Origin of the sequence: Xanthomonas axonopodis pv. maculifoliigardeniae (genome assembly GCF_041519315.1) — a bacterium.
Lineage (GTDB): Bacteria > Pseudomonadota > Gammaproteobacteria > Xanthomonadales > Xanthomonadaceae > Xanthomonas > Xanthomonas euvesicatoria.
The window spans coordinates 4,533,684-4,545,315 of sequence record NZ_CP167998.1 but is presented as its reverse complement, the minus strand read 5'-3'; the positions used below and the strand labels follow the sequence as shown (position 1 = coordinate 4,545,315).

The window sequence follows — 11,632 nt, the reverse complement described above, 5'->3', positions numbered from 1 at the left end:
CCCCCTCTACGAGGGGCGACGAGCCGAGTCGGGCACCGTTTTTCGATGAATTTTCTGTGACACGTGCAAGGGCGATGGCGTGCGCGTGCCGTGGCTACGCGCAGACCGGTGGTGCGCGGGAAAAAGCACGTTGCCCCTCCGATCGCCGATCGCGTCGATCGTTGCGTTGCGCGGCACCATGCAGCGCAACGCGTGCGCCTAGATCGAATGCGCCGATTCGGATGCCAGCCATTCGCTGCGCAGATGCGTCGGCGCCAATACCCGATGCAAACAGGCATGGCCGTGCGGCACTGCGGCGTGTCGGCCAATGGCAAGCACACGTCGGGCAATGCCGTGGTGCCTGCCGTGCGATTTCTGCGCGCACGTTAGCGCCAGCGTGTCGGTCGCGTCGGCCGCGTGCGCTACCGGTCGGTGGTCGCCGGTGGTGCACCGCCGACGATGTGCAGCGCATCGGCGTGTTGTTCGAGCCGCAGGCCGGGCTGCCTTGCAAGAAACGCGCGCAGGCCGGCGAGATCGTCGCTACGCAGATTGCCGGTCAGGCGCATTGCGCCGGCGCGCGCATCGTCGATGTGCAGCTGGATGCGATTGAGGCGATTGAAGTCTTCGGCCACGTTGCGCAACGGCTCGTCGCGAAACACGATGCGCTGCTGCTGCCATGCATGCATGGTGGCGACATCTTCATTGCTCAATGCGAGCTGGCCGGCCTCGTCGATGCGCGCGCTTTGTCCTGCGCCAAGATTGGCCAGCATCGGCTGCGCCGGGCGGTCGGCACGCCAGACATGCACGCGACCGGCAGACACGTCGATGCGTGCCTGCTGCCCATGCAGCGCAATGTCGAACGCGGTGCCGATGTCTTCCACGCGCAGGTCCAGTGCCCGGACCTGCAGCGGGCGCCGGTCCGCTGCGACAGCGAAGCTGGCCTGGCCCTGCAGCAACTGCAGGCGGCGCGACCACGGCGTCATGGTGGCCTGGATGCGCGTGTCCGCATTGAGGAACACCACGCTGCGGTCGGACAGTTGCACGCGGCGTTGTTCGCCATGCGCCGTCGCATAGGTCGAGGTGTGCGGCCAGGCCCAGCTGCCGAGCACCGTCAGCAGACCGAGCATGGCGGCCAGACCGACATGCCAGTGCGGCCGGCGTGCCGCCGACTGCGAGCGAGCGGTTCCCCTTGCAGCGACGGGATGCCGTGGCGGCAACGGCAGTGCGATCACGTTGCGCGCCATCCCGGTGTCGTGTCGGCGGTCGGCCTGCAGCAGCGCGTCGACATCCAGCGCCATCGCATCCAACGCCTCACCGAGCGCACCGGCCACCTGCGTCACTGCCAGGTATTCGCGCACATGCGCCGGCGAGGCGGTCAGCCAATCCATGAAACGCGCCTGCTGGTCGGCATCCAGCGGCTGCATGCGTTGCAGCGCATGCCAGTGCGCCGCTTCCTCGGTCAGGCGGCGCGCCGCCAGCGACGCGACGCTCACCACCATTGCGCTCCCTCGTCGGCCAAGGCCTGTCGACAGGCCGACAGGCCACGCACCACGTATTTCTTGACCATGTGCGAAGACACACCCAGGCGTTCGGCGATCTGTTTGTAGCTGAGGCCATCGCGGTACTGCATCACCAGCACCGCGCGCACGCGTTCGGGCAGCCCGGCCAGCACGGTCTGCAGGCGTTGCTGGCGCTGTTGCCGTTGGGCGCTGTCTTCGACATCGTCACCGGCCACCAGCCGTTGCGCGAACTGTTCCATGTCCTCGATACGCAGCGGCGCCTGCTTGCGCCGCACCGCCTGCTCGCGCGCCAGATTGACCGCCACCGTGTACAGATACGCTTCCGGGTTGGCGATGGCCTGGCCCGGCTGCTGATGCGCACGCAGCAGGCGCAGATAGGTTTCCTGGACCAGGTCTTCGGCGTCCTCGTTGGCCCCGCGGCGCACGAAGAAGCCGCGCAGCACCGGGCCATGTTCGGTGAACAAACGTGCCCAGGCGCGCTTTGGATGTGCCGACACCCCGACCTCCGGCCGATTGCAGGGGCGCAGGCTAGCGGCGTCGTATGACGTGGCGGTGACGCGTTGGCTGCCGATGACGTGGCGGCGGGCACGCACGACCGGCGCCAGACCCGTGCCTGCCCATGCAGCCGCCGCGACCCGAGACCGCCGCGTCCTGGGACCGCGCTCTGCCGGGGACAGGCTGGGCGTACCTGAGGCGGACCCGGCTGCCGGCGCACCCTCGCTACCTGCCTGGGCTGCTCCGCGCTGTCGGGCACGGTGATCGGGGGTCTGAATGATTACCGGCGGCGTGTTCCGCGTCGGTGCCAATGCGGGATACTGCGTGTCCACGCAGGCGAGATGGGCTTGGATGTCCGAGCTGCCGATCACCGAGTTGTTGCAGGCCTGGCAGCGCGACGAACCCGGCGCGGGCGACGCCTTGGCGCGCCAGGTCTATGACGTGTTGCGCGCCACCGCCATGCGCGAGCTGCGTCGCGACGGGCGCGCTGGCTTGCAGGCGACCGAGCTGGTGCACGAGGCGTGGATGCGGCTGGAACAGGGCCAGCAGGGTTTTCGTTCGCGGGCGCACTTCTATTCGGTGGCTGCGCTGCAGATGCGCCACCTGTTGGTGGATCTGGCGCGCCAGCAGGCCAGCGCCAAGCGGTTGGGGCAGGCGGTGACGCTGACCATCAGCCTGTCCGACGGCGCCGCACGGCCGGAGGCATTGATGCTGGTGGCCGATGCCTTCGACAAGCTGGCCCAGGTGGACGAGCGCAAGGCCCGTGCATTCGCATTGACCGAGCTGGTGGGCTTCAGCGTGGCCGAGGCCGCCGAACAGCTGGAGGTGTCGGTGCCGACGCTGGAGCGCGATCTGCGCTTTGCCAGGGTGTGGCTGGCGGCGCAGCTGTGAGCCTGGCCGCCACCGCGTGGCAACGTCTGGAAGCCTTGTTTCATCAGGCCTGCCAGTTGCCTGCCGCCGAGCGCGAGGCATTTGCGCGCGCGCAGGCCGGCGACGACGCCAGCGTGCGCGACCAATTGCTGGCGATGCTGGCAGTGGAATCGCAGGCCACCTTGCGCGTGCGGGCGCCGTTGAAACAGGCCGCCGCCGCATTGCGTGCGCCGTTACCGGAACTGCCGGCCGGCACGCGCTTCGGTGCCTGGGCGATCGATCGCCTGATCGGCGCCGGCGGCATGGGCCAGGTGTATCTGGGCCACCGTGCCGATGGCGCGTACGAGCGCGAGGTGGCGATCAAGCTGGTGGCCGCCGATGCGCTGGATGCGCAGGGCCGTGCACTGTTCGAATTCGAGTGCCGGCTGCTGGCGCAGATGGTGCACCCGGCGATCGCGCAGATCCACGACGTGGGCACCGATGCCCACGGCCAGCCGTACCTGGTGATGGAATACCTGCGCGGCGAGCCGATCACCTGGTGGTGCGACCAACACCGCCTGTCGCTGCATGCGCGCGTGTTGCTGATGCTGCGTGTCAGCGAGGCGGTCCAGCACGCGCATCAGAAGGGCGTGATCCATCGCGACCTCAAACCCAGCAACGTACTGGTCAGCGAGATCGACGGGCGGCCGATGCCAGGGGTGATCGACTTCGGCATCGCCATCGATGCGACCAACCCGGGGATGACCTACGCGCACGATCGCGGAACGCCGGGTTACATGAGCCCGGAGCAGGCACGCGGCGCGCCGGATGTGGACGCGCGCAGCGATATCTATGCCTTGGGAGCGATGTTCTACGAATTGAGTTGCGGGCTGGCGCCGGTGGCCGGGCGCGACGGGGTGCCGCAGCCGCCGTCGCAGCGGCTGGCAACAGTGCCGGCCGATGCGCGTGCACGCATCTGCGCGGCGCGCGCGACCACCTACCAGAAACTACACGAGCACCTGCGCGACGGGCTAGATGCGATCGTGCTGCGCGCGCTGGAGCCGCAGCCGGGCGCGCGCTACGCATCGGTGTCCGCATTGCTGGACGATCTGCATCGCTGGCTGGACGGCTACCCGCCGCGCGCCCTGCAGGCGAGCCGCTGGCTGCGGCTGCGCAAGTTCACCCAGCGTCATCGCAGCGGCGTCGTCGCCGCCGGCCTCGCTGCGATTGCCGTGGTCGCCGGGCTGGGGGCCACGCTGTGGTCGCTGCAGCAGGCCGCGCGCGATGCGCAACGTGCGCAGGTCACCGGCGATTTCATGAGTTCGGTGTTGTCCAGCGTGGACCCTGGCGTGGCGCGCGACCTGGACAAGACCCTGATGCTGCGCGTGCTGCAGCAGGCCTCGCAGCGTGCGGCGCGCGAACTGGCCGACCAGCCCGATGCGCGCACCCAGGTGGAACTGACGCTGGGCCGCACGCTCATTGCGCTGGCCAATTTTGCGCAGGCCGTGGAGCATCTGCGCATCGCACAGACCCTGGCGCAGCAGACTGCCGGTGCGGGCAGCCTGCCGGCCTTGAAGGCCACGTCCATGCTGGGCCAGGCGCTCACTGGCGACGGCAAACCAGGCGACGCCGAGCGCGTCTTGCGCCAGGGCATTGCGCAGGCAGCACGCGGCGATGCGCAACAGCAGGCCATGGGCAACGAGCTGCGTGCCTGGTTGGCGTGGGCCCTGCGCGAACAGGGCCGCATGCGCGATGCGTTGGCAGAGAGCCGGCATGCCTATGTCGCCGCGCTGGCCAATGCCTCCAGCAGCGCGGACCAGCGTATCGACGCCGGCAACAGCTACGCCGCCATGCTGGCCGATAACGGCCAGCTGGTACCGGCGATCGCCTTGCAGCGCAGCCTGTTGCGCGAGCGCATGGCCATGCATGGGCCCGAGCATCCATTGGTGGTGTCGATGCGCAACAGCCTGGCAGTGTTCCTGCTGATGCAGCGCGACTTTGCCGGTGCCGAAGCCGAACTCGTCCCGCTGCTGCAGGTCGCACGCGCGTTGTATGGCGAGAGTGCCGCCGACACCTTGATGGTCGAAGGCAACCTGGCCGGCGCGTTGCGCCAGCAGGGCAAGCTGGCCGAAGCCGGGCCGTACTATCGCAGGACGCTGGAGCGCGCACGCGCGGCCTTCGGCAACGATGCACCGGCCACCATCGCCTATCGCAGCAACCATGCGTTCTGGCTGCTGGACGACGGCCAGGTGGAAGCATCGCTGGCCGAACAGCGCGCCGCGCTTGCTGCCTCGGAGCGTGTGCTGGGGCGCGCGCATCCGCAAACGGCCGAGATCCTGCGCGGCATGTCCGAAGCCGAGCGCAGGCTGGGCCAGACCGTGGCGGCGCGCGACCACGCGCAGCAGGCCCTGCAGATTCTTACCGGCATTTTCGGCAATGCAGACCAGCCCCTGCGCGCGGCGCGCCAGACCCTGGCGTTGGCGACGCCGCCGGTGGATACCAGCGAGGCACAGACCACCACCTCGGTGGCGCAGCGCTGAGACGAATTGTCGGGTGACCGCTGCGGCCTGGCGGGATAGTGCCGTGCATGGCCACGACCGAAGCGTGCCGATGCAACCTGCCGCGCGCCTGACCGATTTGCATGTCTGCCCCATGGTGACCGGGGTGGTGCCGCATGTGGGCGGGCCGATCGTCAGCCCCGGCGCGCCAACGGTATTGATCGGCGGCCTGCCGGCGGCGCGGCTGGGCGACATGGCCGTATGCGTCGGCCCGCCGGACAGCATCGTGGCCGGCGCACCGACCGTGTTGATCGCAGGCCAGCCGGCCGCGCGACTGGGCGACAGCACCGCGCATGGCGGGGTGATCACCCTGGGCTGCTTCACCGTGCTGATCGGGTGAGTACTGCGTGGCGGCTGGTGGCCGGTGGCAGGCCGCCGCCAGTTGTCTGCCCATGGCGCGCATGCGCCGGTACTCGAGCCTGCCGGCGCCCGCGGCGATGCCAGGCGGTGGCCGCCCCGGCGCATCGGCACCACGGTCGGGGTGTTGGCGGCTCGTTGCAGACATGACGCCGTGCCCCTGCGCGCTCACATTCGTACCCGCACCACCGGTTGCCGTGTTTTTGGAGAAGCTCATGCAAACTGCGCCACAGCCACATACCGAGCCACTGCAGCAGGCGATCGCCGCGCACCGCAGTGGCCAACTCGAACATGCCGCGCAGCTGTACACGCAGCTGCTGGACGATCAGCCCGCGCATGCCGACGCGCTGCATTACCAGGGCATCCTGTTGCATCAGCGCGGCAACAGCGCCGCAGCAGTGGCCTCCATCACCCAGGCGTTGACGCTGGCGCCCGCGCAACCGGATGCCTGCAACAACCTGGGCAACGTGCACCGCGAATGCGGCCGCCTGCGCGATGCCGAACACTGCTATCGCCGCGCACTGGCGCTGGCGCCTGCACATGCTGATGCACTGGCGAATCTGGCAGCGGTGCTGGAAGCGCAGCGGCGCAGCGAAGAAGCCTTCGTCACCTACGCGGCGCTGTTGCACACCTATCCGCAGTCCGCGCATGCGCATTACCTGCTCGGCCTGTTCCTGCGCAACAACGCGCAGGCCGCCGAGCATCTGCAGCAATCGGTGCAGTGCCTGCAGCAGGCCTGCACGCTGGCACCGGACCACCTGCACGCCCGCGAGGCGCTGGGTACCGGGCTCTACCTGTTGGGCGAGCATGCGCAGGCGCAAACGGTGTATCGCGACTGGCTGGCGCTTGAGCCGGGCAACCCGGTGGCAACGCATATGCTGGCGGCCTGTGGCGGCGCCGAACCGCCGCCGCGTGCCGGCGATACCTATGTGCGTGAACTGTTCGATGGCTTTGCCGACAGTTTCGACGAACAGTTGCTGCATCACCTGGAGTACCGCGCGCCGCAACGGCTGACCGAGGCACTGGCGGCCTGCCTTGCGCCGCCGCATGCGGGCCTGCGCATGCTCGATGCCGGCTGCGGGACCGGGCTGTGTGCGCCGCTGTGGCGCCCGTATGCACGTCAACTGGTGGGCGTGGACCTGTCGCCTGGCATGGTCGCCAAGGCACGCCAACGCGGTGGCTATGATCGGCTCGACGTGGCCGAACTCACCGCGTACCTGCACGCGCAGCACGCGCAGTGGGATGTGATTGGCTCGGCCGACACCTTGGTGTACTTCGGCGCGCTGCAGCCGGTGCTCGCTGCCGCTGCCGGCGCGCTCACGCCAGGGGGCGTGCTGGGTTTCACGGTCGAAGCGCTGGACGAGCCGGACGACCGGGTCGAACTCGATGCCAGCGGGCGCTATCGGCACAGCCATGCGCACGTGCGCGCCGCATTGCGAGGCGCCGGTTTGCAGCCGATCGCGTTGGAATTGGACGTGCTGCGCAGCGAACGCGGCCAGCCGGTGCACGGCTGGGTCGTGACCGCGCGCACGCCTGGGCCAGCCTGAGACGAAATGTCGGCTTTGCTGCACGCACGCATGTGAGCATGCGCGTGACAGTTGCCGTGCCTTTAGCCGCCTGCCGTTGCACGCGCGGGCGCAACACGGCGCCGTCGGTCAGCGCAACGTGCGTTGCCCCATCACCTGTGGATGCTTCGATGCCGCGCACCATCACGCTGCACTCCGACCTTGGCGAGCGCCTGCTGCTGCATCGCATGCAGGCCAGCGAAGCGTTGGGGCAGCTGTTCGACTACCGCATCGATGCGTTGTGCACCGAACTGCAGCCCAACCTGCGTGATCTGCTTGGCACGCCAGTGGCGGTGCAACTGGCCGATGGCGAGGGCGAACAGCGCTGGTATCACGGCATGGTGGCCAGTTGCGCGCACAACGGCTACGCCGTGGTCGATGCGCTCGATTACGCCGTGCTTGAACTGCAGGTGGTGCCCAAACCCTGGCTGCTGACCCAGCGCCGCGATTGCCGCATCTATCAGGACATGAGCGTGCCGGAGATCGTCACCAGCGTGCTGGGCGAGATCGGCTACGGCGATGTGCAGCAGCAGTTGAGCGCGCAGTACGCCAAGCGCAGCTACTGCGTGCAATACCGCGAGGACGATTTCAGCTTCATCAGCCGGCTGCTGGAACGCGAAGGCATCTACTACTACTTCACCCATACCCGCAGTGCGCATACGTTGGTGCTGGCCGATGCGCTGGGTGCGCATGCAACGAAGAACGGCGTGGACAGCCTGCCCTATGTGCCGCCGGGAACCGACGACCGGCGCCTGATGCGCTCGGTGGTGAGCCATTGGCGCAGTGCGCGCGGCGTGCATTCCAGCCAGCATGGCAGCACCGACTACGACCCGCTGCAGCCGCGTGCATCGCTGGCCGCCGATGCCGATGCCGGCGGCGAACAGTTGCACACCGTCGATGGTCTGATCGCCTTCGACTACCCCGGCGCGCATACCGTGCAGGCCGACGGTCGTCGCTACATGCAGGTGCGCACCGAGGCGCACAACGTGCAGCGCGCCAGCCATGCAGCCACCACCAATGCCTGCGGCCTGATGGTCGGTGCCTTGTTTCACTTGCGCGGGTTTCCGCGCGCCGAACTCAATCAGGAATATCTGGTGCTGTCGGCGCACACCACGCTGGCCGCGCCCGAACACGGCAGCGGCGAGCCGCCGTTTTCCAGCAGCGTGCAGGTGATGGAAAGCCGGCTGCCGTTCCGTAGCCTGCAACGCACCGCAACGCCGACCATTGCCGGCCTGCAGACGGCGGTGGTGACCGGCGACACCGACGAGGACATTGCGGTGGATGCGCATGGCCGCGTGCAGGTGACCTTTCACTGGGCCACTGCGGCACGCCCGCATGCCGCGCCGTCGTGCTGGGTGCGTGTGGCTTCGATGTGGGCGGGCAAGGGCTGGGGCGCAATGAGCCTGCCGCGCGTGGGGCAGGAAGTGGTGGTGAGCTTTCTGGAAGGCGACCCGGACCGCCCGTTGATCGTGGGCAGCGTCTACAACGGCGACCATGCGCCGCCGTTTTCCTTGCCCGATAACAAGACCCAAAGCGGCGTGCGCAGCCGCAGCCTGCTGGGCGGCGCTGCCGATTTCAACGAGTTGCGTTTCGACGACAAGGCCGGCGCGGAAGAACTCTACCTGCGCGCGCAGCGCGATTTGCGCGAAGAGGTGCAGCACGACCACACCAGTACCATCGACAACGATCGGGTCCTGGCGGTCAAGCACGACCGTCGTGCGCGGATCGACAACAACGACAGCGTGGAGGTCGGCAAGAAGCTGCTGCTGAAAGCCGGCGAAGAGATCGAGTTGGTGACCGGCAGCGCGCGGCTGGTGATGAAACACAACGGCGAGATCGTGTTGAGCGGCATCAAGATCCTGGTCGATGCCAGCTCGGAGGCCAAGATCACCTCCACCGCCATCAAGCTGTTGGCCAATGCACAGCTGCAGGTCAAATCGCCGGCCACCGAGGTGGCTGGCGATGCCACGCTCAAACTGACCTCCGGCGGCATGCTTAGCGCCGAAGCCGGTGCCTCGGCCACGCTCAAGGGCCCGTTGGTCAGCATCAAGGCCGACGCCTTGGTGCAGGTCGGCGGCGGCCTGATCATGATCGGATGAGCGCGCCCACGCTCTCACTGGCGCAGGCCTGTGCGCAGATGCAGCTGTCTGCGCCGGCCTGCGCACAGCTTAGTACGCCGATCACGCCGCAGGCGGCGGTCAGCGCGCTGCTGGCCAGCGGTCACGGCGAAGATGCCATCAAGCTGCTCGCGCGCCTGCTGCCCAAGCGCTACGCGGTGGCCTGGCTGTGCCAATGCGTGCGCGGCGAAACCCTGGACGAGGAAGACCGTGCGGGCGCGGCACTGGCCGAGAAGTGGGTGCGCGAGCCCAGCGAGGCGCATCGTCGCGCCGCGCAGGCATTTGCGCATGCCGGCGATTATGTCTCGCTGGGCGCGTGGCTGGCTGCGGCAGTGGCCTGGTCCGGCGGCAGCCTGGCGCCGCCGCAACAGGCCACGCCGGTGCCGCCGGCCGACCATCTCACGGCGCGCGCGGTGGCCGCCGCCATCACCTTGCTGGCCGCGCGCGAGCCGGCGCAGCTGGAGGCGCGGCGCAGCGGCTATGCAGCGCATGCCATGGAGTTGCTGACCAGTGTGGGGGCGCCATGAAGCCACCTGATCGTCGGAGTGGCGATCCGCGCGCGGCACATCGTGGGCGCGGCATCGGCGCCAACTGCGCGAGACGCAGCTGGTGTTCCAAAGCATGGTTGGATGCGGCGCACACGCCAAGCTACCGCACCAGGAGAAGCCTTGGTGCCGAACCGACAGCGCGGGGGCGCACGGCGATCAGCATTTGCGACTGTGCTCCAGCGCAGGCGATATCCGTTTGCCGCATGCCCTCCACCGGCAATGACGCACGCAGCGTTTTCTGCCGACATACACGCATGCCAGTCGCACCTTCCGATCACCGTATGCAGGAGTCCATGGCGTGTCCAGTTCGCAGTTGATTCTCACCGTCAGCGGCGCGCAGGCCGCGCAGTTCGGTGCCAGCGCGCAGAAGCGCTTTGCCGGCACCGGCGGCAGCATCGGCCGCTCCGACGAAAGCGATTGGGTCCTGGCCGCGCCCGGTGTCTCGCGCACGCATGCGGTGGTGCGCTTCCTCAACGGGATGTATTTCATCGAAGACCGCAGCACCAACGGCATGTCGCTCAACGGCACTGCGCTGACGCGTGCGGACCCGTCCGCGCTCAGCGATGGCGACCGCCTGCAGCTGGACAGCTTCGAGATCCAGGTGCAGGTGCAGGCGTTGGCTGCAGCATCGCCGGCAACACCGGTGTTTGACCCGCTGCCAGATGCGATGGACGACCGCACCCAGGTTGCGCCACCGCCGTCGACGTTGCGTGCCCCCTCCGCCACAGCGGGCTTCGATCTGCTGGAGTTCGGCACGCCGCCTGCGGCGCGGCCTGCGGTGGACGCAGTGTTGGACGAATTGCTGCTGAGCGGCGCATCCCGCGAGCTGGATCCGTTGCGCCTGCTCGACCCGTTGCCTGCGCCGGCGCGCGATGCCAGCCCCAGCGCGTGGAATCAGAGCAACGCCCGCCACGACCATTTCCGTCCGCCGGCCAGTCCCGATGCACGTGCCACCTTGCCGGAAAACTGGGACATGACGCTTGGCGATTTTGCGCCACCCGCGCCATTGCCTGCGGTATCGCCCATGGCCGCGCCGGTGGCTTCGCCATTCACGCCGCCGGCGGCGCCGGTTGCAGCCGCAGCATCGGCGGCAACGACGGTGCCGCCGGAGCTGGATCGCATCTTCGCCATCGTGGTCGACGGCGTCATGGACGTGCTGCGTGCACGCGCAGAGATCAAGAACACTTTCCGGCTGCCGGTCACGGTGATCCAGCGCTCGGAGAACAATCCGCTCAAGTTCGCCGCCACCGCCGAAGATGCGCTGCAGAAGTTGCTCGCACCGCCAAGCGCGTCGTTTCTGTCCGGCGTGCCAGCGTTCGAAGATGCCTTCGACGATATCCGCTGCCATCAGATGGCGATGCTGGCCGGCATGCGCGCGGCCTTCGACGCCATGCTGTTCCACTTCAGCCCGGACCGCCTGGAGCAGGAAGCCGACGCCGGCGGCAAGCGCCTGAGTTTCGGTGGCAAGGGGCGTTACTGGGAGCGTTACCGCGACAACTTCGAGCAGCTACGCAGCGACCCGGACGAATGCTTCCGTCGCCTGTTCGGCGATGAGTTCGCGCGTGCCTACGAAGCGCAACTGGCGCGCCTGAAATCGGCACGGCGGCAGCCGGCGGGGCGCGGGATCTAGAACGCTTCATCCAA

Annotated in this window: 9 protein-coding genes; 7 read left to right on the top strand and 2 right to left on the bottom strand. The window is 68.3% G+C overall.

Translation table 11 applies throughout. From position 1 onward, the window contains the following. Positions 1–401: 401 nt before the first annotated feature. Positions 402–1,478, bottom strand: a complete 1,077-nt coding sequence (locus tag ACDH77_RS19360) for a FecR family protein (RefSeq protein WP_008573293.1) — start codon at positions 1,476–1,478, stop codon at positions 402–404. Beyond that, a complete protein-coding gene (locus tag ACDH77_RS19355) occupies positions 1,469–1,996 on the bottom strand; it encodes an RNA polymerase sigma factor (RefSeq protein WP_014091409.1) in 528 nt (175 codons plus the stop codon). The genes ACDH77_RS19360 and ACDH77_RS19355 overlap by 10 nt, the downstream gene beginning before the upstream one ends. Before the next feature lie 349 nt (positions 1,997–2,345). Between ACDH77_RS19355 and ecfK the strand changes: the two genes are divergently transcribed. The 7 genes from ecfK to tagH all read left to right on the top strand — a co-directional run bounded on the left by ecfK (position 2,346) and on the right by tagH (position 11,618). Further along, positions 2,346–2,885, top strand: a complete 540-nt coding sequence (gene ecfK / locus ACDH77_RS19350) for an ECF-type sigma factor EcfK (RefSeq protein WP_017156342.1) — start codon at positions 2,346–2,348, stop codon at positions 2,883–2,885. Beyond that, positions 2,864–5,383, top strand: coding sequence for a protein kinase domain-containing protein (locus ACDH77_RS19345; RefSeq protein WP_031424822.1), 2,520 nt, complete (start codon positions 2,864–2,866; stop codon positions 5,381–5,383). The genes ecfK and ACDH77_RS19345 overlap by 22 nt, the downstream gene beginning before the upstream one ends. A 43-nt stretch (positions 5,384–5,426) precedes the next feature. Further along, on the top strand, positions 5,427–5,741 hold the full coding sequence (locus tag ACDH77_RS19340; RefSeq protein WP_014091406.1) for a PAAR domain-containing protein: 315 nt from the start codon (positions 5,427–5,429) through the stop codon (positions 5,739–5,741). A gap of 232 nt (positions 5,742–5,973) precedes the next feature. Next, entirely contained in the window at positions 5,974–7,305 is a 1,332-nt protein-coding gene (locus ACDH77_RS19335; RefSeq protein ID WP_046935130.1) for a tetratricopeptide repeat protein, read from the top strand. A 149-nt stretch (positions 7,306–7,454) separates the two neighbouring features. After that, a complete protein-coding gene (locus ACDH77_RS19330; protein WP_372353603.1) occupies positions 7,455–9,422 on the top strand; it encodes a type VI secretion system tip protein VgrG in 1,968 nt (655 codons plus the stop codon). Further along, complete coding sequence (locus tag ACDH77_RS19325; RefSeq protein WP_218497496.1) at positions 9,419–9,967, top strand: DUF6931 family protein; 549 nt, start codon at positions 9,419–9,421, stop codon at positions 9,965–9,967. Before ACDH77_RS19330 ends, ACDH77_RS19325 begins: the two co-directional genes overlap by 4 nt. A 319-nt stretch (positions 9,968–10,286) precedes the next feature. Next, on the top strand, positions 10,287–11,618 hold the full coding sequence (gene tagH, locus ACDH77_RS19320) for a type VI secretion system-associated FHA domain protein TagH (protein ID WP_372353602.1): 1,332 nt from the start codon (positions 10,287–10,289) through the stop codon (positions 11,616–11,618). The last annotated feature ends 14 nt before the right edge of the window (positions 11,619–11,632 follow it).

Coding starts and splice junctions, on each gene's coding strand:
- ACDH77_RS19360 (WP_008573293.1), bottom strand. CDS start 1,478: ATGGTGGTGAGCGTCGCGTCGCTGGCGGCGCGCCGCCTGACCGAGGAA.
- ecfK (WP_017156342.1), top strand. CDS start 2,346: ATGTCCGAGCTGCCGATCACCGAGTTGTTGCAGGCCTGGCAGCGCGAC.
- ACDH77_RS19335 (WP_046935130.1), top strand. CDS start 5,974: ATGCAAACTGCGCCACAGCCACATACCGAGCCACTGCAGCAGGCGATC.
- ACDH77_RS19330 (WP_372353603.1), top strand. CDS start 7,455: ATGCCGCGCACCATCACGCTGCACTCCGACCTTGGCGAGCGCCTGCTG.
- ACDH77_RS19325 (WP_218497496.1), top strand. CDS start 9,419: ATGAGCGCGCCCACGCTCTCACTGGCGCAGGCCTGTGCGCAGATGCAG.